This is a genomic window from Methylobacterium sp. Gmos1, assembly GCF_053764715.1.
This window is the reverse complement of the sequence record NZ_JBSNCC010000005.1, coordinates 288,160-310,297: the sequence shown is the minus strand read 5'-3', so window position 1 is coordinate 310,297 and position 22,138 is coordinate 288,160. Positions and strand designations below refer to the sequence as shown.

At 72.5% G+C, this 22,138-nt stretch carries 21 protein-coding genes; 15 read left to right on the top strand and 6 right to left on the bottom strand.

What is annotated here, in order from left to right; genetic code table 11:
* Positions 1-173 precede the first annotated feature (173 nt).
* The 9 genes from pal (at position 174) to ACS5PV_RS13320 (ending at position 11,228) form a co-directional block, all read left to right on the top strand.
* Complete coding sequence (gene pal, locus ACS5PV_RS13360) at positions 174-701, top strand: peptidoglycan-associated lipoprotein Pal (protein ID WP_455395801.1); 528 nt, start codon at positions 174-176, stop codon at positions 699-701.
* 177 nt (positions 702-878) lie between these two features.
* Positions 879-1,838, top strand: a complete 960-nt coding sequence (gene ybgF, locus ACS5PV_RS13355) for a tol-pal system protein YbgF (RefSeq protein ID WP_455395897.1) — start codon at positions 879-881, stop codon at positions 1,836-1,838.
* Positions 1,839-1,848: 10 nt separating this feature from the next.
* Entirely contained in the window at positions 1,849-2,898 is a 1,050-nt protein-coding gene (gene tilS, locus ACS5PV_RS13350) for a tRNA lysidine(34) synthetase TilS (protein WP_455395800.1), read from the top strand.
* A 148-nt stretch (positions 2,899-3,046) separates the two neighbouring features.
* Positions 3,047-4,969: an ATP-dependent zinc metalloprotease FtsH gene (ftsH, locus tag ACS5PV_RS13345; protein WP_455395799.1), complete on the top strand. Its 1,923-nt coding sequence runs from the start codon at positions 3,047-3,049 to the stop codon at positions 4,967-4,969.
* Positions 4,970-5,223: 254 nt separating this feature from the next.
* Positions 5,224-6,567 (top strand): phosphoglucosamine mutase, encoded by a 1,344-nt coding sequence (gene glmM / locus ACS5PV_RS13340; protein WP_455395798.1) that lies wholly within the window; start codon positions 5,224-5,226, stop codon positions 6,565-6,567.
* A gap of 276 nt (positions 6,568-6,843) precedes the next feature.
* Complete coding sequence (locus tag ACS5PV_RS13335) at positions 6,844-7,776, top strand: outer membrane protein (RefSeq protein WP_455395797.1); 933 nt, start codon at positions 6,844-6,846, stop codon at positions 7,774-7,776.
* Between the two features lie 171 nt (positions 7,777-7,947).
* Entirely contained in the window at positions 7,948-8,784 is an 837-nt protein-coding gene (locus ACS5PV_RS13330) for an outer membrane protein (RefSeq protein WP_455395796.1), read from the top strand.
* Positions 8,785-9,049: 265 nt separating this feature from the next.
* Positions 9,050-10,432: a M20/M25/M40 family metallo-hydrolase gene (locus ACS5PV_RS13325; RefSeq protein ID WP_455395795.1), complete on the top strand. Its 1,383-nt coding sequence runs from the start codon at positions 9,050-9,052 to the stop codon at positions 10,430-10,432.
* 76 nt (positions 10,433-10,508) lie between these two features.
* Entirely contained in the window at positions 10,509-11,228 is a 720-nt protein-coding gene (locus tag ACS5PV_RS13320; RefSeq protein ID WP_455395794.1) for an aspartate/glutamate racemase family protein, read from the top strand.
* 9 nt (positions 11,229-11,237) lie between these two features.
* Here ACS5PV_RS13320 and ACS5PV_RS13315 read toward each other — a convergent pair whose 3' ends face one another.
* Positions 11,238-12,593, bottom strand: a complete 1,356-nt coding sequence (locus ACS5PV_RS13315) for an 8-oxoguanine deaminase (RefSeq protein ID WP_455395793.1) — start codon at positions 12,591-12,593, stop codon at positions 11,238-11,240.
* Between the two features lie 132 nt (positions 12,594-12,725).
* On the opposite strand from ACS5PV_RS13315, the gene uraH reads away from it, so the two are divergent.
* Positions 12,726-13,100, top strand: coding sequence for a hydroxyisourate hydrolase (gene uraH / locus ACS5PV_RS13310; protein ID WP_455395792.1), 375 nt, complete (start codon positions 12,726-12,728; stop codon positions 13,098-13,100).
* 84 nt (positions 13,101-13,184) lie between these two features.
* On the opposite strand, the gene ACS5PV_RS13305 is transcribed toward uraH, so the two are convergent.
* Complete coding sequence (locus ACS5PV_RS13305; protein ID WP_455395791.1) at positions 13,185-13,484, bottom strand: hypothetical protein; 300 nt, start codon at positions 13,482-13,484, stop codon at positions 13,185-13,187.
* A 394-nt stretch (positions 13,485-13,878) separates the two neighbouring features.
* On the opposite strand from ACS5PV_RS13305, the gene ACS5PV_RS13300 reads away from it, so the two are divergent.
* On the top strand, positions 13,879-14,166 hold the full coding sequence (locus ACS5PV_RS13300; RefSeq protein WP_455395896.1) for a DUF6894 family protein: 288 nt from the start codon (positions 13,879-13,881) through the stop codon (positions 14,164-14,166).
* A 194-nt stretch (positions 14,167-14,360) separates the two neighbouring features.
* Positions 14,361-14,594 carry a hypothetical protein gene (locus ACS5PV_RS13295; RefSeq protein WP_455395790.1) on the top strand — a complete coding sequence of 78 codons (234 nt, stop codon included), beginning with the start codon at positions 14,361-14,363 and terminating at the stop codon, positions 14,592-14,594.
* A gap of 471 nt (positions 14,595-15,065) precedes the next feature.
* On the opposite strand, the gene ACS5PV_RS13290 is transcribed toward ACS5PV_RS13295, so the two are convergent.
* Positions 15,066-15,473 (bottom strand): hypothetical protein, encoded by a 408-nt coding sequence (locus ACS5PV_RS13290; RefSeq protein WP_455395789.1) that lies wholly within the window; start codon positions 15,471-15,473, stop codon positions 15,066-15,068.
* 51 nt (positions 15,474-15,524) lie between these two features.
* On the opposite strand from ACS5PV_RS13290, the gene ACS5PV_RS13285 reads away from it, so the two are divergent.
* Complete coding sequence (locus tag ACS5PV_RS13285; protein WP_455395788.1) at positions 15,525-16,868, top strand: methyl-accepting chemotaxis protein; 1,344 nt, start codon at positions 15,525-15,527, stop codon at positions 16,866-16,868.
* Between the two features lie 24 nt (positions 16,869-16,892).
* On the opposite strand, the gene ACS5PV_RS13280 is transcribed toward ACS5PV_RS13285, so the two are convergent.
* Genes ACS5PV_RS13280 through ACS5PV_RS13270 form a run of 3 tightly spaced genes read right to left on the bottom strand, consistent with a single transcriptional unit; the run spans position 16,893 to position 20,882 of the window.
* A complete protein-coding gene (locus ACS5PV_RS13280) occupies positions 16,893-19,082 on the bottom strand; it encodes a molybdopterin cofactor-binding domain-containing protein (RefSeq protein WP_455395787.1) in 2,190 nt (729 codons plus the stop codon).
* Positions 19,079-19,558 (bottom strand): (2Fe-2S)-binding protein, encoded by a 480-nt coding sequence (locus ACS5PV_RS13275; RefSeq protein WP_455395786.1) that lies wholly within the window; start codon positions 19,556-19,558, stop codon positions 19,079-19,081. Before ACS5PV_RS13275 ends, ACS5PV_RS13280 begins: the two co-directional genes overlap by 4 nt.
* A 13-nt stretch (positions 19,559-19,571) precedes the next feature.
* On the bottom strand, positions 19,572-20,882 hold the full coding sequence (locus tag ACS5PV_RS13270) for a c-type cytochrome (RefSeq protein WP_455395785.1): 1,311 nt from the start codon (positions 20,880-20,882) through the stop codon (positions 19,572-19,574).
* Between the two features lie 354 nt (positions 20,883-21,236).
* Between ACS5PV_RS13270 and ACS5PV_RS13265 the strand changes: the two genes are divergently transcribed.
* Positions 21,237-21,485 (top strand): hypothetical protein, encoded by a 249-nt coding sequence (locus tag ACS5PV_RS13265; RefSeq protein ID WP_455395784.1) that lies wholly within the window; start codon positions 21,237-21,239, stop codon positions 21,483-21,485.
* A gap of 49 nt (positions 21,486-21,534) precedes the next feature.
* Complete coding sequence (locus tag ACS5PV_RS13260; protein WP_455395783.1) at positions 21,535-21,996, top strand: GNAT family N-acetyltransferase; 462 nt, start codon at positions 21,535-21,537, stop codon at positions 21,994-21,996.
* Positions 21,997-22,138 lie beyond the last annotated feature (142 nt).

The following is a 22,138-nucleotide window of genomic DNA, read 5'->3' as shown; positions in this document are numbered from 1 at the left end:
AGCCGCGCGGTCCCGCCGCGAGGAGGCTTCGTCAAGGTTGACGGAACCTTCGCTTAACCGGCTGGGACTATGGACGATCCTGTGTCGTGAGGCGGCGTCGCCGGGCTCTTCGTGCCGCCCGGGCCCGCCGGGTGCGGTCTCGCCCGCGAGACCGCCAGAGGAGTTTTACGTCGATGCCGCTGCCGCTCGCGCCCCTGCGCGCGCTCAAGATCGCCGCCGCCCTCGGGCTCGCCTTGTCGATGGCGGCCTGCGCGAGCAACAACGACCTCGCCGACGCCTCGGCGGCCTACGGCGCCGGCGGGGCCGGGGGCCGGGGCGGCCCCGCGACGCCGGGCAGCGCCCAGGATTTCGTCGTCAATATCGGCGACCGGGTCTTCTTCGATTCCGACTCGACCGACCTGAACCCGACCGCCACCGCCACCCTCGACAAGCAGGCGCAGTGGCTGTCGCGCTACCCGCGCTACACCTTCCTGATCGAGGGCCACGCCGACGAGCGCGGCACCCGCGAGTACAACTTCTCCCTCGGAGCCCGCCGCTCCCAGGCGGTGCGGGACTATCTCGCCTCCCGGGGCATCGGCGCGAACCGCATGCGCACCGTGTCCTACGGCAAGGAGCGCCCGGTCGCGGTCTGCAACGACATCTCGTGCTGGTCGCAGAACCGCCGCGCCGTCACGGTGCTGGACGGCGGCGCGGGCTCGTGAGGCGTAAGGGCAGCGCAGACCGCCCTGGTTCTCAGCGGGAAGGGGGGCCTGCCGCCCTCCAGCCCGCGTGGACGGCGCGGCCCGCGCCGTCCCCTTTTGCCCGGAGCCGCGGCATCTGCTAACCCGCGCTCCCGAGTGCGGACCCGCCGCCTGACCCGAGCCGTGATGCGCCCCGCCATGCTTCGCCGCCTGCTCCTCGCCTCCCTCGCCGTCTCAGGGCTGGCCCTCGCCACCGCGTGCCCGGCCTCGGCCCAGGACGCCGCCGAGTTCGTGGTGCGCCTCAACCGGCTGGAGAACCAGTCGCGCCAGATGGCGGGCCAGATCGAGTCGCTCCAGTACGAGAACCGCCAGCTCAAGGAGCAGCTGCGCAAGTTCCAGGAGGACGTCGAGTTCCGCTTCCAGGAGCAGAAGGGCGGCCAGAGGCCGGCGGCCGCGACGCCGTCACAGAAGCCCCAGAAGCGCAGCGACGCCTTCGACCCGTCCCAGAATCCCGGCGCTCCGGGCGCGCCCCAGGCCCTCGGCGGCACGCCGGGCTCGGGCGCCTCGACGCCGGCGCCGCGCGCCGCGGCGGCCGCCCCCGCGACCCCGAGCGCCACCGCCGCCCTCGCGCCGCCGCGTGCGGCGATCGAGGACGAGACCCCCGATTACGGCGAGCCGGTGGACCTGCGCCCGCCGTCCCGCCCGGCCGCTCCCCCGCCGCCGGCGGCGGCCCCGCGGCCATCGGCCAGCGTCGCCGCCACCGGCTCCGGCGACGCGAAGGCCGATTACGAGGCGGCCTACGCCTACGTGCTGCAACGCCAGTACGAGCAGGCCGAGATGAGCCTGCGCCAGTTCATCCAGTCGCATCCCCGCGACGGGCTGGTGCCGGACGCGACCTACTGGCTCGGCGAGAGCTACCTCCAGCGCAACCGCACCCGCGAGGCGGCCGAGCAGTTCCTGAAGGTCTCGACCGACTACGCCCGCTCGCGCAAGGCCCCCGACGCGATGCTGAAGCTCGGTGCCTCGCTCAACGCGCTCGGCGCCCGCGAGCAGGCCTGCGCGACGCTGGCCGAGCTGGAGCGCAAGTTCCCGCAGGCATCCTCGAGCGTGAAGCAGGGCGTCGACCGGGAGCAGCGGCGCGCGCGCTGCGCGGCGTGAGCCGAGGCGTGTGAGCCGCCCGGACGGGCTATCCCGCGACGCTCCCCTCGGCCCGGCGGAGAGTGCCGCGCTTCTAAAGCCCTGGATCGGGCCGGGCAACGCCTACCGCGGCGCCGTGCTGGCGGTGTCCGGCGGGCCCGATTCGACGGCGCTGATGGGCTGCGCCGCCCTCGTCGCGCGCGCAATCCCCGTCACCGTCGCCACCGTCGACCACGGCCTGCGCCCCGGCTCGGCCGCGGAGGCCCACGGGGTCGCCGGCCTCGCCGCCCGGCTCGGCCTGGAGCACCGGGTCCTCGCCTGGACCGGCGAGAAGCCGGCGGCGCGCCTCCAGGAGGCGGCGCGGGCGGCGCGCTACCGCCTGCTCGCCGACCTCGCCCGGGAGGAGGGCGCCGATCTCGTCCTCACCGCCCACACCCTCGACGACCAGGCCGAGACCGTGCTGATGCGGCTTTGCGCCGGGTCGGGCCCCGCCGGCCTGTCCGGGATGGCGCCGGCCCGCGGGCTCGACGGGCTCACCCTCGGCCGGCCGTTCCTGGGCCTCCCGAAGGCCCGCCTGGTCGCCACCTGCGAGGCGCAGGGCTGGCCTTACCTGCGCGATCCCTCGAACGCCGACCCGCGCTTCGGCCGCGCCCGCCTGCGGCGCCTGCTGCCGCTTCTCGCCGAGGAGGGCCTGACCGCGGACCGCCTCGCCCGCCTCGCCGGGCGCCTGCGTCGCGACGAGGCGGCGCTCGGCGACGCCGCCGCGGCGGCCCTGCGCGACCTGACGCGACCGGACCCGAGCGGGGAGGGGCACCTCGTCCTCGACGGCGCCGGCCTCTCGGCCCTGCCGGAGGCGGTGGCCCTGCGGGTCCTCGCCCTCGCCGTCGCGGCCGTGCCGGGCGAGGCCGGCGCCTACCCCCCGCGGCTGGAGCGGCTGGAGCGGATCGTCCTCGGCGAGATCCTGCCGGCCCTGCGCGCCGGCGCCGCTTGCCGGCGCACGGTGGCGGGCCTCCTGCTGGCGGCACGCGGCGGTTGCCTGGCCCTGAGCCCGGCGCCGCCTCGCCGCTCGCCGGCGACATGACGTTCGGGTGAGGAGCCGCGCCCGCGGCGCCGCAGGCGCGGGCGATTACTTGGCAAGCATCGGCCGGGTGCCTACATTGCGATCCGAGTGCCGGCACCCACCCCAGCACGCCCGCGCGGTGCCGCGCTCCTCAGGGATTGACTCTTCGATGAACCCCAATTTCCGCAATTTCGCCTTGTGGGTCGTCATCTTCCTGCTCGTGCTGGCCCTCGTGACCCTGTTTCAGAATCCGGGTCACCGCTCGGGTGGTGGGGAGATCGCCTACAGCCAGCTCCTGAACGACGCCGAGGCGGGCCGCATCCAGAACGTGGTCATCTCCGGCCAGGAGGTGAGCGGCACCTACACGAGCGGCGGCACCTTCACGACCTACGCGCCGAACGACCCCTCGCTGGTGTCGAAGCTCCAGGGCAAGGGCGTGACCATCACGGCCCGTCCGCCGTCGGACAACACGCCGTGGTTCATCGCGCTGCTCGTCAACTGGCTGCCGATCCTGGTGTTCATCGGGGCCTGGATCTTCCTGTCGCGCCAGATGCAGTCCGGTGCCGGTCGCGCCATGGGCTTCGGCAAGTCGAAGGCGAAGCTCCTGACCGAGGCCCACGGCCGCGTGACCTTCGAGGACGTGGCGGGCGTCGACGAGGCCAAGGAGGACCTGCAGGAGATCGTCGAGTTCCTGCGCGACCCGCAGAAGTTCCAGCGCCTCGGCGGCCGGATCCCGCGCGGCGTGCTGCTGGTCGGCCCTCCCGGTACCGGTAAGACGCTCATCGCCCGCGCCGTCGCCGGCGAGGCCAACGTGCCGTTCTTCACCATCTCGGGCTCGGACTTCGTCGAGATGTTCGTCGGCGTCGGCGCCAGCCGCGTCCGCGACATGTTCGACCAGGCGAAGAAGAACGCCCCCTGCATCATCTTCATCGACGAGATCGATGCCGTCGGCCGTCACCGCGGCGCAGGTCTCGGCGGCGGCAACGACGAGCGCGAGCAGACCCTCAACCAGCTCCTCGTCGAGATGGACGGCTTCGAGGCCAACGAGGGCATCATCATCATCGCGGCGACCAACCGCCCCGACGTGCTCGACCCGGCGCTGCTGCGCCCGGGCCGGTTCGACCGCCAGATCATCGTGCCGAACCCGGACGTGATCGGCCGCGAGCGCATCCTGCGCGTCCACGTCCGCAAGGTGCCGCTCTCGCCCGACGTCGACCTGAAGGTGATCGCCCGCGGCACCCCCGGCTTCTCGGGCGCGGATCTCATGAACCTCGTCAACGAGGCGGCCCTGCTGGCAGCCCGCCGCGGCAAGCGCATCGTCACGATGCACGAGTTCGAGGACGCCAAGGACAAGGTGATGATGGGCGCCGAGCGGCGCACCCTCGTCATGACCGAGGACGAGAAGCGGCTCACCGCCTACCACGAGGGCGGCCACGCCATCGTCGCCTTCAACGTCCCGGCGACCGATCCCGTCCACAAGGCGACGATCATCCCCCGCGGCCGGGCGCTCGGCATGGTCATGCAGCTGCCGGAGCGCGACAAGCTGTCGATGTCCTTCGAGCAGATGACCTCGCGCCTCGCCATCATGATGGGCGGCCGCGTCGCCGAGGAGATGATCTTTGGTCACGACAAGGTCACCTCCGGCGCCCAGTCGGACATCGAGCAGGCGACCCGGCTCGCCCGCATGATGGTGACCCGCTGGGGCTTCAGCCCTGAGCTCGGCACCGTCGCCTACGGCGAGAACAACGACGAGGTCTTCCTCGGCATGCAGGTCAACCGGCAGCAGAACGTGTCGGAGGCCACCGCTCAGAAGATCGACGCCGAGGTCCGTCGCCTGGTCGAGGCCGGCCTCCAGGATGCCCGCCGCATCCTCGACGAGCGCAAGGCCGACCTCGAGGCCCTGGCCCGCGGCCTGCTCGAGTACGAGACCCTGTCGGGCGACGAGATCCGCGATCTCCTCGACGGCAAGCCCCCGGTGCGCGACGCCGGCGACTATCCGTCCAGCCCGACCCGCGGCTCGCCGGTCCCCTCCGCCGGCCGCGGCCGGCCGCGGGAGAACGACGGCGGCTACGAGCCGCAGCCGCAGGCCTGACCGGCAGCCGCAGGTCTGACCGGCAGCCGCAGGCCTGACGGATACGGGCTTCGACCCGGCACACGGCCTGGTTCTCGTGACGAGGGGCGGCGGGAGAGATCCCGTCGCCCCTCTCCGTTGTGCCGGAGCCTCAAAATAACCCAAACAGCGTGGGACCGCCGCCGGCGGATTGCGGCACCGGCCTTGCGCGGGGGCGTGGGATTTGGACGCCGACCTGGGCCGATGGCCCGGAACGGGACAGGGAGAAGACAGCCGTGCGCAAGTATTTCGGGACCGACGGCATCCGGGGCCGGGCCAACGGCGTCATCACGCCGGAACTCGCCCTCCGGGTCGGGCAGGCCGCCGGCCTCGTGTTCCAGCGCGGGGACCATCGCCACCGCGTCGTGATCGGCAAGGACACCCGCCTGTCGGGCTACATGATCGAGACCGCGCTCGTCGCCGGCTTCACCTCGGTCGGCATGGACGTGATGCTGCTCGGCCCGATGCCGACCCCGGCCGTGGCGATGCTGACCCGCTCGATGCGGGCCGATATCGGGGTGATGATCTCGGCCTCGCACAACCCGTTCGAGGATAACGGCATCAAGATCTTCGGGCCCGACGGGTTCAAGCTCTCCGACGACGTCGAGCGCGAGATCGAGCAACTGATCGATTCGAGCCTCCACACCCGGCTCGCCGGCTCGAATGACCTCGGCCGCGCCAAGCGCATCGAGAGCGTGCATGCCCGCTACATCGAGTTCGCCAAGCGCACGCTCCCGCGCAACCTGACCCTCGACGGCCTGCGGGTGGTGGTCGACTGCGCCAACGGCGCCGCCTACCGGGTGGCGCCCGAGACCCTGTGGGAGCTCGGCGCCGAGGTGATCGCCATCGGCACCGAGCCCGACGGCTTCAACATCAACCGCGACGTCGGCTCGACCGCGCCCGAGGCCCTGGTCGCCAAGGTACGCGAATTGCGCGCCGATATCGGCATCGCGCTCGACGGCGACGCCGACCGGGTGCTGGTGGTCGACGAGAAGGGCCAGCGGGTCGACGGCGACCAGCTGATGGCGGTGGTCGCCCGCTCCTGGCAGGAGGACGACCGCCTGTCGAAGAACGGCATCGTTGCCACCATCATGTCGAATCTCGGCCTCGAGCGCTATCTCGGCGGCCTCGGCCTCGGCCTGGTCCGCACGGCGGTGGGCGACCGCTACGTGCTGGAGCACATGCGCGAGCACGGCTACAACCTCGGCGGCGAGCAATCCGGCCACATCATCATGTCGGATTACGCCACCACCGGCGACGGCCTGGTGGCGGCGCTCCAGCTGCTCTCGGTGGTGCAGCGCCAGCAGCGCCCGGTGAGCGAGGTCTGCCACTGCTTCGACCCGCTGCCGCAGGTGCTCAAGAACGTGCGCTACGGCACCGGCGGCGAGCCGCTGCGGCAGGATTCCGTCGTCACCGCCATCGAGGGCGCCCGGGAGCGCTTGGGCGAGGGTGGCCGCCTGGTCATCCGGCCGTCCGGCACCGAGCCGGTGATCCGGGTGATGGCCGAGGGCGACGATCGCGACCTCGTGGTGCGGGTGGTCGACGACGTGGTCGAAGCCCTGCGCAAGGTCGCGGCCTGACCTAAGACGCCACGGCGGACGGGGGCGGCGACGCTCCCCGTCCCACGCGCTACAGCTGGGACGCGAGTGAGCGGAGACATGCGCGCAGGACTTGTGCGCGCGGCGCCCGCGTCTTAGCGGGCAGGTCTGACGGGACCGCCCGATCAATCAAGTGCAACACTTTCTCAGGCCTAAGGCTTAACGTTAAGCGTGGGTTTACCGAACCCGGCGACAGTCATGACGTCTTCCGGAACGGCCGCCCGATCTCCTCGCGGCCCCGCACACCAGGGAACCGTCATGGGCCGCAGCAAGCCACTCGCGCTGGCGCGCATCTTCACGCTCGCTGCGAGCGTGGCTGCGCCGGGTCTCGTCCACGCCGCCGACCTCCTGCCGCCCCCGCCCCCGCCGCTGCCGCCCCCGCCGGTCGAGTTCGGCGGCGGCTGGTACCTGCGCGGCGATGTCGGCGCCAGCATCTACACCCGGCCGAAGCTCTCGACCGTGCCGAGCCCGGACGTCGTGAACTACTACAACACCGATCTCGGCGCCGGCGGCTTCGCGGGCATCGGTGTCGGCTACCAGTTTAATTCCTGGCTGCGCGGCGACGTGACCGGCGAGTACCGCTTCTCCAGCGGCTTCCGCACCAACGACCGCATCAAGTCGCAATACTCGACCTACGACGATGCCGGCCTGCGCCGCGACTACGACGAGACCACCTACGAGAGCACCAACGGCAACTACTCCGCCGCGGTCGTCCTGGTGAACGGCTACGCCGATCTCGGCACCTATTACGGGGTCACGCCGTTCATCGGCGCCGGCGTCGGCGCGGCGTTCCACCGCTTCGCCGGCCTGTCGGAGTCGAGCCAGATCACCGGCAGCTACACCTACACGGACAATCCTGACTGGGGCAAGTACGGCTACCAGAACATCAGCGGCGGCACCTACAAGACCCAGATGAAGACGAGCCTGGCCTGGGCGCTCCACGCCGGCCTGTCCTACGCCGTCACGCCGAACCTGAAGCTCGAACTGGCCTACCGCTACCTCAACCTCGGCGAGGGCAGCACCGGCGTCCTGAACTGCTTCTGCGGCAGCACCCTGACGCCGATCAAGGTCAAGGACATCGAGTCCCACGACATCAAGCTCGGCATGCGCTGGATGTTCGGCGCGCCCGTGCTCGCCGCGGCCTACGAGCCGCCGCCGCCCCCGATGATGCCGCTGGTGCGCAAGTACTGAGGCGGAAGAGCTCTCCGGCGCGCTCGCGCCGGAGATCGCGGCGGCGGACCAACGGGGTCGAGTCGCCGCTCACCGTCCCACGCCACGTCGATTGTCGGGCCAACGACCCCAACTCTCAGTTTCGCGTATTCGCCCCGGCCGAAGAGCCGATGGGGCAGGAAAGGGCGCCCCATGGCACGGTTCGGTCATAGTCTCGCGGTCGCGGCCCTCGGGCTCGGCCTCTTCGGCGCGCCCGCGCTCGCCGCCGATCTCCTGCCGCCACCCCCTCCGCCGCCGCCGCTTGCGGCCCCGGTCGAGGTCGGATCGGGCTGGTACCTGCGCGGCGACTACACGGCGAGCGACTTCCGCCACCCGAAGGACGACACCCTGCCGGGCACCGACGGCGCCAAGCTCGTCGGCTTCCGCCTCGGCAACACCGACGGCTACGGCGGCGGCATCGGCTACCGCTTCAACAGCTTCCTGCGTGCCGACGTCACCGTCGACGGGCGCACCCGCAGCCGCTTCCGCGACTATTCCTCGCGCACCAACTTCGTCGAGGGCTTCAACACCGAGGCCGGCAAGCTCGACGTCCTGACCGGCCTGTTCAACGTCTACGTCGACCTCGGCACCTGGTGGGGCTTCACCCCCTATGTCGGCGCCGGCGTCGGCATGGCGAGCAACCGCTTCCACGACGCCTGGACCGGCACCACCTGCTTCACCACCGCCTGCGGCAGCGGCGTCGACGGCTACACCCATATCGGCGCGCAAGGGTTCGACGCCCGGGCCAACCACACCGCGATCGGCCTCGCCTGGGCGGCGATGGCGGGTATCTCCTACGAGATCGGCGCCGGCGTCAGCATCGATGCCAATTACCGCTACCTCGAGGTCGGCAAGGCGCGGACCGGCTTCGACGCCTACAACCAGAACACCCGCATCAAGGACATCGCCGCCAACGAGTTCCGGGTCGGCCTGCGCTGGGCCTTCGGCAACGGCCTCGCCCTGCCGGGCCTCGGTGGTCTGACCTACTGAGCCCGGTCGGCTCGTCGCGCCGGTCATCCGGCGCGGACGCCAGCACCTCTTTGCGTCATCCCGGGGCCGCGAAGGCGGAACCCGGGATGACGCTGTGGATGGCAGATCCGATGGCGCTCGGGCGCCCGCGCCCCGTCGTCGCGCCGGCCATGCACCCGGGGCGGCCCGCCGCCCGTGCCCCACGGCTTCTGGCCGCCGGCCCGCTGCGCTAGTGATGGCCCGGTGAGCGCCGGGCCAGGGGGCCCGGCCAGACCGGAGACACCGCATGGCCGCGCTTGACCGGATCCTCAACGACATCGACCGCGACCTCGACAATTCCCTGGAGCGGCTGTTCGCCTTCCTGCGCATCCCGTCGATCTCGACCGATCCGGCCTACGCGGCGGAGTGCCGGAAGGCGGCGGAGTGGCTGAAGGGCGACCTCGCCGCCATGGGCTTCGAGACGTCCCTGCGCGAGACCGGCGGCCATCCGGTGGTGCTCGGCCACTACCGCAAGCCCGGCGCGCCGCACGTGCTGTTCTACGGCCACTACGACGTGCAGCCGGTCGATCCCCTGGACGAGTGGGAGACGCCGCCGTTCGAGCCGCGCATGGCGGTGCTGGCCGACGGCCGCAAGGTCATCAGCGCCCGCGGCGCCTGCGACGACAAGGGCCAGGTGATGACCTTCGTCGAGGCCTGCCGCGCCTTCAAGGCGATCGACGGCGAATTGCCGGTCGGCGTCACGATCCTGATCGAGGGGGCGGAGGAGGACGGCTCGAAGTTCCTGCCCGAGTGGGTCGCGGCGAACCGCGACGAGCTGAAGGCCGACGTGGCGCTCGTCTGCGACACCGGGATGTGGGACCGCGACACCCCGGCCATCACCTCGTCGCTGCGGGGGCTCGCCTATTTCGAGGTCACCGTCACCTGTGCCGACCGCGACCTGCATTCGGGCCTGTTCGGCGGGGCTGCCGCCAACCCGATCCGGGTGCTCTCGCGCATCATCGCCGACCTGCACGACGACCAGGGCCGGGTGACCGTGCCGGGCTTCTACGACGGCGTGCACGACACGCCGCCCGAGGTGCTGGAGCAGTGGCGCGGCCTCGACCTGACGCCGGAGAACTTCCTTGGCACCGTTGGCCTGAGCAAGCCCTCCGGCGAGCGCGACCGAATGCTGATCGAGCAGATCCAGTCCCGCCCGACCTGCGACGCCAACGGCATCATCGGCGGCTATACGGGGGAGGGCACCAAGACGGTGATCGCCTCGAAGGCGAGCGCCAAGATCTCGTTCCGCCTCGTCGGCGACCAGGACCCCGAGGCGCTCGACCGCAACTTCCGGGCTTTCGTCGAGGAGCGGATCCCGGCCGATTGCTCGGTCGAGGTCGTCACCCACAAGGGCTCGCGGGCGCTGGCGCTCCCGCACGGCATGCCGGCGCTCGAAGCCGCCAAGGGGGCGCTCGCCGAGGAATGGGGCCGGGCGCCGGTGACGATCGGCTCGGGCGGCTCGATCCCGATCGTCGGCGACTTCAAGCGCACGCTCGGCCTCGACACCCTGCTCGTCGGCTTCGGCCTCGACGACGACCGGGTCCACTCGCCGAACGAGAAGTACGACCTCCAGAGCTTCCACAAGGGCACGCGCTCCTGGGCGCGGATCCTGGCGGCCCTGGCGAAGTAAGGGGCAGCGTGCCTGCCGCCATGCGTCCGGCGGCAGGCCAGTCCGGCATGGACCGTCGATCGGGAGGAGACCGGACGTGCAGCAGAAGGTCATCGGCCTGATCGGCGGGATGAGCTGGGAAAGCTCGGCCGAGTATTACCGCATCATCAACGAGACGGTGCGCGCCCGCCTCGGGGGTTTGCGCTCGGCGCGCTGCCTGATGTGGTCGTTCGACTTCGGCGAGATCGAGGCCCTGCAGCATGCCGGGCGCTGGGACGAGGCGACCGACGCGCTGATCGAGGCCGCCCGGCGGCTGGAGCGGGGCGGGGCGGACTTCGTGGTGATCTGCACCAACACCATGCACCGCATGGCCGATCAGGTGCAGGCGGCGATCGGCTTGCCCCTGCTGCACATCGCCGACCCGACCGCCGAGCGGATCCGCGCCGCGGGCCTGTCCCGGGTCGGCCTCCTCGGCACCGCCTTCACGATGGAGCAGGATTTCTACAAGGGCCGCCTCGCGACGCGCCACGGCCTCGACGTGCTGGTGCCCGACGTCGACGACCGGGAGGAGGTGCACCGGGTGATCTACGAGGAGCTGGTTCAGGGCCGGGCGCTGCCGGCCTCGCGCGCGGCCTTCCGGGCGGTCATCGCGCGGCTGGCTGCCGACGGAGCCGAGGCGATCATCCTCGGCTGCACCGAGATCATGCTGCTGGTGAGGCCGGAGGACAGCCCGGTGCCGCTCTTCGACACCACGGCCCTGCACGCCGAGGCGGCGGTGGACTTGGCCTTGGCCTTGGCGTTGGCAGATAGTCGCTGATCCGCTCCGCTACTCCCCGTTCACCAGTCGCCGGCTCAACGCGTTGTGCCGCTCCGCCAGCAGCCCCGTATCCAGCGTCAGCAACCGCCCGTCCCGCACCACGATCCGCCCGTTAATGACACTCAGCGCCACGCCCGGCGGCGCGCAGAACACGAGCGCCGCGACCGGATCGTGCAGGGCGCCGGCGGTTGCGAGCCCCCGCAGGTCGAAGGCAACGCAATCGGCGGCCATGCCGGGCGCCAGCGCCCCGATATCGTGGCGCCCGAGCACCTTCGCCCCGCCGAGCGTCGCGATCTCCAGGGCCTGACGGGCCGTCATCGCAGCCGGGCCGTGGCCGACGCGGGCGAGGAGCATCGCCTGGCGCGCCTCGCCGAGCAGGTGGCCGGCATCGTTCGAGGCCGAGCCATCGACGCCGAGGCCGACCGGCACGCCTTCGCAGCGCATCCGCGGCACCGGCGCGATGCCGGAGGCGAGACGCATGTTCGAGCACGGGCAATGCGCGACCCCGGTGCCGGTGCGGGCAAACAGCCGGATCCCGTCCTCGTCGAGCTTGACGCAGTGGGCGTGCCAGACGTCCGGCCCGACCCAGCCGAGATCGGCGGCGTATTCCGCCGGCGTCATCTCGAAGCGCTCGCGGCTGTAGGCGACGTCGTCCTGGTTCTCGGCGAGGTGGGTGTGCAGCGAGACGCCGTAGGCCCGCGCGAGGGCGGCCGCATCCCGCATCAGCCCCGGGCTGACCGAGAACGGCGAGCACGGCGCCACCACGATCCGGCGCATCGCGTAGGGGCCTGAATCGTGCCAGGTCTCGATCAGGCGGCGCGTGTCGTGGAGGATCGCGGCCTCGTCCTCGACCAGCGCGTCGGGCGGCAGGCCGCCGGCGCTCTCGCCCACGCTCATCGCCCCGCGGGCGGCGTGGAAGCGCAGGCCGATCTCGTCCGCCGCCTCGATGCTGTCGTCGAGACGGCAGCCGTTCGGGTAGAGGTAGAGGTGGTCGCTCGAGGTGGTGCAGCCCGACAGCATCAATTCGGCCATCGCGGTCTGGCTCGAGACCCGCACCATCTCGGGCGTCAGCCGGGCCCAGATCGGATAGAGCGCCTTCAGCCAGCCGAACAGGTCCGCGTCCTGCGCCGCCGGCACGGCGCGGGTGAGCGACTGGTACATGTGGTGGTGGGTGTTGACGAGGCCGGGCAGCAGCACGTGGCCGTCGAGATCGATCACCGTGTCGGCGGTCTCCGGCGCCGCCTCGGGCCCGCCGACGGCGACGATCCGGTTCCCCTCGATCAGCACGAAGCCGCGGTCGATCTCGCGCCGCGCCGCATCCATGGTGACGAGGCGGTCGGCGTTGCGCAGGAGAAGCGTGGCCATGCGGGGCTCCGGCAGGATCGGGCCTATGCTGGCCGCGCCGGGCGGCGCCGGTCAAGCCGCGCTTGACCGAGCGGCAGCCCTCGGGCACCCCCGACGGGCCGAGGCGAGAGGCCGAGAGCGGAGATCCGATCGATGTCGATGCCCACGAGCCCCGAGACGCCGCGCCTGACCACCCACGTGCTCGACACCGCCCATGGCCGCCCGGCCGCCGGCGTCGCGGTGCAGCTCTGGCGCCTCACCGGCGGCGCCCGGGAGCAGGTCGCCCGCACCCTCACCAACGCGGACGGGCGCTGCGACGCGCCGCTGCTCGCCGGCGAGGCGCTGGTACCCGGCATCTACGAGATCGTCTTCGCGGTCGGCGCGTACTTCGCCGGCCAGGGCGACACCGGCGCCGGCGACTTCCTCGACGAGGTGCCGGTGCGCTTCGTGGTCCGGCCCGGCCTGAGCCATTACCACGTGCCGCTGCTGATCGCCCCCTACGCCTACAGCACCTACCGGGGCAGCTGACCGGCTCGGGTGGGGAAGCAAGTCTTTGATTTCGAGGCATTTTCCGACGAATTGACGTCCGGTTCGTCGGAAAATGCCTTGGGATCAGGCGCCCGGCTTCTGCCAGCCGCGCCGGCGCTCGGCCAGCCCGTGCTCGCGGTAGTGGAGCAGCGGGTTCACGCCCGCCCGCTCGACGTCCGGATTGGCCGAGAGGTAGCCGCTGGTGCTGAACTCGGCCGAGGGGTCGCGCCCCTCGCGCCAGCCGAAATGCAGGTAGTGCTCGAGGGGGTCGCAGCCCTCGGCGGCCACGTCGGGATTCTTGCCGAGATAGTAGATCGGGTCGAACCCGCCGACGAGGGAGGGGACGGACGGCTTGCGACTCCAGTGTGTGATGCGCCACAGCATCGGACGTTTCTCGGCTCCCTTGGGCGAGGTCGATCGGCGCCGGTATTCGTTGACCTAGCGTTCCGTCCCTGTCCCGAGGACAGGAAATCTGAATCTCCGGCCCGGCGCAAGTGGACGATAGCCGGCTGAATGCCCACCGGCCGATTTTGCGCGCCACCCTCGCCGGGCACTCGGCGCCGGATTGCGCACGAGGCCTCATCTCCGCCACAAGTTGCAGCCTCACTGGGCCTGGGCGGCGGGGCGCGTTGCACAGGAGTTGACGATGGGACTCGTCATTCTCGATCCCCAAACGGGCAAACGCGTCGAAATCGGCATTGCATCACCCGATCAGGGGACTGGTCCCGGAGGGGCGAACAGGGCAGGTAGGACCAATGTCCGGCCGGAAGGATTGCCCATGCCCCGATACTTCTTCAACACTCACATCGGCGAGGACGTGATCACCGATCTGAACGGCGAAGAACTGCGCGATCCCGATCACGCCTGGGAGGCCTCGCGCGCGATCATCCGCGCGATGATCGACGATCCCAAGATGCTTCACGGCGGGAACCAGGACCGGCTGCTCGCCGCGAGCCTAGTGGTGACCGACGAGGCCGGCGAGGTGGTGCTGGAATTCCCGTTCGCCGAGGCGCTGGCGGGCGACGCACCCGAGGAGCCGCGGCCCGAGGTCCCGAACGCCCATTGAGGCTCTGTCTTCGGGGTCTTCGCACCCGTCCGGACCCCGTTCCGCGGCCCCGATCGACCGCGAACGCATGACAATCGTCCGCCGCGCCCTACATGAGGAGAGGGCGCCGGGGGCGGGCCGCACTCGGCGGCCCGTTCGGCCCGGCGCCCCTCCGAGGCCGCGGCCCGCCCGCGCCTCGCAAGAGGGATGACGTCATGGCGACCCAAGACAGCACCGCGCGCGGACAGGCCGAGACCCGCGCGGCGCGGGCCCAGATGCAGGCCGAGATGGCGGCGCAGGCTTGGTCGGACCTCGCCAGCGCGGAGCGCAGCCGCGACGACAACATGGCCCGCCTCAAGGCCCTGCGCCTCGCGCGGGAGGCCGAGACGGCCGCGGCCGCCAAGGCTGCGAAGGCCGCCCCGAAGGCGCGGGCGAAGAAGAAGGCGTGAGCTGCGCCGCGCCGAAAGGCGCGGGCCGAGAAGGGTTTCGTTGCCCGTGCCTTTCGGCGCGGCACCGCCCGCTCGTTGCAAGGCAGTCCAGGGAACATGAGGCGCGGGCCTCCCCCTTTCCCCGGCCGCGGGGAGAGGGGGAACCCGCGCCGTTTCTTTTCCCGGACGGTCCCGCGTCCATGGGCGAGCCTCGCGTGCTTTGGCCGCGACATCGACCACCGCGCGGTCCGGCGACGATCCCCGACGACGTTCAAGTCTATGCTCGCCATTGTACGTCCCAGGTCGTGCGCACGGTCGCCGAGCGCATCCCGGCCCGGTCGCCAGTCTACGGCGAGGCCGGAAGACCCACGCCGCCCGTCTCGTCGGCGGACCAGCACTGCTCAAGTTTAAGAAAATTTTCTGAAATCTGTACCCGCGCCGCGTCCGGTCCGCTGCCGTCCATGCCCGATCGTCTTGTGCTCGGGGGAAATATTATAAAGCGAGATATTTCCTCCTCCCATGTATCGTTGTAACTACAAGAAACAAAGCGTCAATGTTTCTGTCGTAACCGTTACCTGAAACAGAGGAACGGGCTATGGCGAACCGCGTCGGGATGACGGCGAAACTGGTCATGATCGTCGCCTGCGCGATCGTCATGACGACGGCGGCGATGTGGGTGATGGCGTCGCGGGAGATCTGGCTCGACCTGCAGCGGCAGGACCTGGAGCGGACGCAGCAGAACGGCCGCAGCCTCGCCCTGGTCTTCGCCGGCCGGGTGCCGGGCGCGACGGCGTCGCTCGAGGGCGGGCGGGTGACGGCGGTGACGGCGCCGGCCCTGGCGGACTTCGCCGACGCATCGGTGGTCGACGATACGGTCGCGTATGTCGGCGGCAGCGCCACGGTGTTCGCCTACGATCCGGCCAAGGACGCCTTTTCCGCCGGGCGACGACGTTGCGCCGGGAGAACGGCGAGCGCGCCATCGGCACGGCCCTGGCCGCGGACCATCCGGCGCAAGGAGCGTTGCGTCGCGGCGAGGCGTTTCGCGGCGAGGCGACGCTGTTCGGTCGCCGTTTCCAGACGATCTACCAGCCCACCCGCGACGCCGGGGGCCGGGTCAACGGCGTGCTCTACGTCGGCGTGCCGGTCGAGGATTCCTACGCGACCCACGCGGCGGCAATGCGCGCCGTCACCCTGGCGGCGGGGGTGATCGCGCTCCTCGCCTGCGTGGCGGCAGCCCTGGCGGCCCGGCGCCTCGTGCGGCCCCTCGTCGATATCGCCGCCCGGGTCTCGGGCCTCGCTGCCGGCGACCTCGAAACGCCGATCCGCCATGCCGGGCGCGGCGACGAGATCGGCGCCGTCGCCAAGGCCCTCGAGACCCTGCGCGAGACGAGCCGGCGCGCGCTCGCCCTCGAGGAGGAGGGCCGCCGCGGGAGCGTGGCCGCGGAGCGGGGACGCACCGCGCGCGACGCCGCGGTGGCGGCCTTCCGGGGCGAGGTCGCGGCCCTGGTCGCGGCGCTCCGGCAGCGCGTCGCGGCCTTGAGCGAGCGGGCCGGCGCGATGGCGGCGCAGGCCGAGGCGGCCGAGGGCGCGATCGCCGCGGCCTCGGCCCGGTCGGAGGCGGCCGCCGGCAACGTCGCCACGGTGGCGGGCGCCGCCGAGGAGCTGTCGGCCTCGGTCGGCGACATCACCGGCCAGGTCGCGCGGGCGCGGGAGAGCACCGCCTCGACCCTCGCCGAGGCCGAGGCTGCGGACGGGCGGGTCGGGGATCTGGTCCGGGCCTCGGCCCAGATCGGCGACGTCGTGGCGCTGATCGATGCCATCGCGAGCCAGACGAACCTGCTCGCGCTCAACGCGACGATCGAGGCGGCCCGGGCGGGGGCGGCGGGGCGCGGCTTCGCGGTGGTCGCCGCCGAGGTCAAGGCGCTCGCCGGCCAGACTGCGCGGGCGACCGAGGAGATCACCCGTCAGGTCGCCGGCCTGCGCGGCGCCACCGAGGAGACCGCCGCCACCCTGGCGCGGATCCGCGCCCGGATGCACCACATCGACGAGACCACCGCCGGCATCGCCGTGGCGGTGACCCAGCAGGGCGCGGCGACGCAGGAGATCTCCCGCAGCGCCGGCGGGGCGGCAGACGCCTCCCGCGCCATGACGCGGGACTTCGACACCGTGATCGACGCCTCCCGCACGACGGCCGGCGCCGCCGGCACGGTCGACGCCGCCGCCCGCGAGGTCGACGGCCTCACCGCGCGGCTCGACGCCGAGGTCGAGAGCTTCCTGCGCCAAGTCGCGGCCTGAGACGGTCGCGGCCCGAGGCCCGCGTCACACCCCGATCGCCGCCTTCACCAGCTCCGGCCGCATCGGTAATTCGCGCAGGCGCACCCCCGCGGCGCGCCGGACCGCGTTGGCGAGCGCCGCGGCGGTCGGCCCTTGCGCGGCCTCGCCGGCGCCGAGGAACGGCTGGCCGGGGCGGTCGATCAGCTGGACGTCGAGGCGCTCGGGAATGTCGGGGAAGCGGGCGATCGGGTAGGTGCTCCAGTCGCGGCTGGTCGGGCCGTCGGCGTCGTGCGCCACCGCCTCGAACAGGCTCCAGCTCATCGCCTGGATGATCCCGCCCTCGATCTGATCGCGGATGCCGTGCGGGTTGACGACCTGGCCGGCATCGACCGCGGCCTGCGCCCGCACCAGCCGGACCCGGCCGCTCTCGTGCGCCACCTCGACCTCGACGGCGAGCGCGCAATAGGCGGCGAGGTTCTTGTAGCGGGCGAAGGCGAAGCCGGCGCCGCGGCCCCTCGGGAGGGCCTGCCCCCAGCCGAAGCGCGCGGCGGCGTCCTCGACCACCGCCCGCGCCCGCGGGTCGTCGAGATGGCCCAAGCGGAAGGCGACCGGGTCGGCGCCGGCGGCCTCGGCCAGCTCGTCGAGGAAGCTCTCGATCGAGAACACGTTCATGTAGGCGCCGAGGCTGCGCAGGGCCGAGACCCGCAGCGGCATGTCGGCGACGAAGTCGTGCGCCACCCGCGCGCGGGGCAGGCGGTAGAGCGGAATGGCATTGCGGTCGCCGCCGCCCTCGGGCTGCGGCAGCGCCTTCGGGGGCGGGGCCGGGAAAGGCTTGTCCAGCATCCGGGCCGAGAGCAGCCGGCCGGCCCCGGGCGGGCGGGTGAGGTGGGTCGGGCTGCGCACCGCGTAGTCCCAGTCGGCGATGCGCCCGTCGGGCCCGAGCACGGCCGAGGCCTCGGTCAGCATCGCGCCGCCATAGGGCTCCCACAGGTGCTCCTGCTCGCGGGTGTACTGCACCCGAACCGGCCGGCCGGGCAGCGCGCGGGCGAGCAGCGCCGCGTCGCCGGCCGCGTCGTCGGCGCCGTTGTGGCCGTAGCAGCCCGAGCCCTCGACGTGGATGCAGCGCACCTGCTCCTCGGGCAGGGACAGCATCTCGGCGAGCGCCTTGCGCAAGGGGAACATCCCTTGCGCGTGCGACCAGACGGTGAGCCGGTCGCCGTCGAACTCGGCCACCGCGCAGGACGGGCCGATCGAGCCGTGCATCTGGTAGCGCCGGCGGTACTGCGCGGTGATCCGGCGCCCCGCCGGCACCGGCGCGTCGGCGCCGGCCTCGTGGATGATCGTCCGCTTCGCCGACCGGCCAGCGAGGTCGGTGAAGAGCGCGTCGGGCTCCGGCACGCTCGTGCCGCCCTGCCAGACCGCGACGCGGGCGAGTGCCCGCATCGCCGTCACGGCGGCGTATTCCCGATCGGCCAGCACTGCGAGAAAGTCGCCGTCGCGGTGCACCCGGATCACCCCGGGACGGGCGGCGACCGCCTCCGCGTCGACGCTGACGAGCCGCGCGCCGGGGCGGGGCGGGCGCACGATGCGGGCATGCACCATCCCGGGCGCGCGGATGTCCTGGACGTAGGCCGCGCCGCCCGCGACCTTGGCGGGAATGTCGACGCGCGGCAGCGGCCGGCCCACCACCGTGTAGGTGGCGGGATCGCGCAAGGCGACCGTCTCGGGCACGCTTGCATCGAGCTCGACCTCCTGGGCGATCTCGCCGAGGGTCATGCGGCGTCCGTCCGGCGCATTGATGCTGCCTCCCTCGACCCGCAGCGCCTCCGGCGGCAGGCCGAGGCGATTCCCGGCGACCTCGAGGAGGAGCGCCCGCGCCGCCGCGGCGGCGTGCCGGATCGCGGTCGCCGAGTCCTGCATCGAGTGGCTGCCGGCGGTGTAGCCCTCGTTCGGCGTCAGCTCGGTGTCGGCGGTCTGGAGGCGCAAGGACGCCGGCTCCAGCCCCAGCTCCTCCGCCGCGACCTGGATCAGCGCCGTCTTGATCCCCTGGCCGAGCTCGGCCTTGCCGGTGAGCACCGTCACGGCGCCGTCCTCGCCGATCCGGATCCAGGCCTCGATCCGCGGGGCCTGCCCGAGGCTGCCGGGGAGCGACGCGGCCGCGGCTCCGCGGGGCAGCCCGATCCCGACGAGGAGCGCGCCGCCGACGAGGAGCGTGCGGCGGGTCAGCGCGGTCACGGCGTCGCCCCCGTGGTGGCGGGCTCGGTGCCGGCGGCGCGGCGCACGGCGGCGAGGATCCGCATGTGGGTGCCGCAGCGGCACAGGTTGAGCCGCAGTGCGTCGCGGATCTCGGCCTCGGTCGGATGCGGGACCGCGCGCAGCAGGGCGTGGGCCCGCATCACCATGCCGGCGATGCAGTAGCCGCATTGCGCCGCGTTCTCGGCGATGAAGGCGGCCTGGAGCGGGCCCGGATTCTCCGGGCTCCCCAGCCCCTCGACGGTGGTGACGGGCCGGCCCTCCAGCACCCCGATCGGCGTGAGGCAGGACAGGACCGCGCGGCCCTCGACCTCGACCGTGCAGGCGCCGCACTGGCCGAGCCCGCAGCCGAACTTGGCGCCGTTGAGCCCGAGCTCGTCGCGCAGCACGTAGAGGAGCGGGGTTCCGGGGTCGGCCTCGACCGCCTGGGTGCGGCCGTTCACCGTCAGCGTCGGCATCGGCGTCTCCTCCTCAGCCCCCCGCCTCGGCCCGGGCGCCGCGGCGGGGGGGCTCGCGCATCAGGTCCCGCACCGTCGCGTCGAGGTTCGGCCACGGCCCGTCGGGGCTGAAGCGGGCGCGCAGGTAGGCGGCAAGGTCGGTCATTTGTGCGGGTGTCAGCATTGCGCCGTAGGCCGGCATGATCGGCCCCGGCGCGCGCTCCCGCGGGGCGATGCCGTCGCGCAGGACCAGGAGCAGGTTGCGCGGGTCGGGCGCCCGCAGGGTGGTGCGGTGGCCGAGCGAGGGCGTGGTGTAGGGCACGCCGCCGGCAGTCCCCCCGCCGCTCTCGTGGCAGGTGGCGCAGGCGCCCGCATAGGTCGCGGCACCCCGGGCGAGCGCCGGGTCGTCGCCCGCGACCTCGCGGTCGACCGGGCCGGTGCGGCTGCCGGCGGGACCGGGGCCGTAGAGCGTCGCGACGTAAGACCCGAGCGCCCGGATCTCGCCCTCCGGAACGGTCCTGTGGGCGTCGACCACCGGGCGCATCGGCCCCGCAGGCCCGCCATGCTGCGGGTCCCATTCGGCGAGGTAGCGGGCGAGGCTGTCGGCGTCCCAGGCGAGCGGCGAGGGCGAGGAGCGGTCGAGGGGCGGCACCCACCAGCCGTCGGCCTCGCCCCCCGCATAGGCCTTGGTTCGCACCTCGGCGCCGAGCAGGTTGCGCGGGCTGTGGCAGGCGCCGCAATGGCTCAGGGTCTCGGCGAGGTAGGCGCCGCGATGCCACGCCGCGTCGCGCTGCGGGTTTGCCGGGATCTTCGGCGCCTGCGCGAACAGCAGCTTCCAGCCGGCGAGGAGCGGGCGCCAGGACAGCGGGAAGGGCAGGGCGTTCGCCGTCGCCTCCCGCCGCACCGGCTCGCGGGTCATCGCGAAGGCGTAGAGGGCGGCGATGTCGGGGTCGGTCAGGCCGGCATAGTGGGTGTAGGGGAAGGCCGGGTAGAGGTGGCGCCCCTCCCGGTCGACGCCTTCGCGCATCGCCCGGGTGAAGGCGGCGAGCGAGTAGCGGCCGATGCCCGTCTCCGGGTCCGGCGTGATGTTGGTGGCGTAGATGGTGCCGAACGGCGTGCCGATGCCGCGCCCGCCGGCATAGGGCCGTCCGCCCTCGGCCGTGTGGCAGGAGGCGCAGTAGCCGAGCGAGGCGAGGACCGCGCCCTTGCGCACCTGCTCCGGCGCGGTCTCGGCCGGAACCGGGCCGCCGGGCGCGAGGGCGGGGCGCCAGGCCGCGGCCGCGAACCCTGCGGCGGCGAGGAGAACCGCTCCTCCGAGCCAGGCGGCGATCCGGCGACGCCCCACGAACCGACCTCCCCACGCCTCGAAGGTCCGCTCCTCCGGCGGCGGGACAACCGACGCCCGCGGCCACGGTTCCCGCCGGCCGCGCGCGCAAAGCCGCCCGGTCCTGCCGCATAGTCTTGCCGCAATCCCGCGAAACAGTGGTATCGTCAGACCCGCGACGCGACGCCGGTCGGGCTTGGCTGTTTTACGTCGAGCGGCGGCGCTGCCGCATGGTTCGATCCCGATCGGACGGTGATCCGCCCGCTCGTCCCACTCCTTCGCGCCGGTCCCGTTCTTGCTGATCCCGCGGGGCCGACGGGCGACCCGTCCCGGGATCGTTTCGGATGCGGCTCACCCGCACGAGACCGACGCCGCATGGCCCAGCAGAGTTTCCAGGCCCGCCTCGGGCCCCCGCCGATGAGCGCCGACGACGCGGCCTGCCGGGCCTGCTGCGGCCAGATGCGCGCCCACTGGCAGGAGCGCCCCCACGCCCGCCTGATGGTGGTGGCCTCGACCCCGGTGGTCGAGGCGTTCGGCGGCGGCGTCGAGACCCGCTACCTCTGCCTCGAATGCGGGCACACGCTGTTGCACTCGACCGGCCGCTTCGGCCAGGGCTGGCATTGACGAGCGCGGTCCGGCCGGGCGAGTGACGGCCCGTTCCGGGGAGCGTCCGATGCCGCACGCGATCGTCACCGTCACCGAAGGGTCCGACCTCGTTCCCGTCACCGCGCGCTGGCGCTGGGAGGCATTCGCGCGAGGCCAGGGCCGCAGCCTCGCCGAGGTGACGGCGGCCGAGGCCGTGGGCGCCGCGGCCCCTTCGATGCCCCGCACCTTCGTGCTCCTGGCCGACGACGAGCCCGTCGGCATGGCGAGCCTCGCCGCCCACGACCTCGAGACGCGGCCCGACCTGACGCCCTGGCTCGCCGGCGTCTTCGTGGCGCCCCACGCCCGGGGCCGCGGCCACGCGGTGCGGCTCGTCGCGGCGGTGGAGGCGGAGGCGATGTCCCGCGGGATCCCGACCCTGTGGCTCTACACCCGCAGCGCGGAGGGGCTGTATGCCCGGATCGGCTGGCGCAACGTCGAGACGTTTCCGTATCGGGAGAAGATGTACGCGCTGATGCGGCGGGATGTGTAGGGTCGTATCTAAAAAAATTGATGGATAAAATTTTTTTACTTTGAGTTGATTGAATTCGGTGAGGCACGGGATCCCCTCTCCCAAACGGGAGAGGGGAGGTGCGCTTCATCTTTACTCGAACAGATCCGTTGAAAACGATATC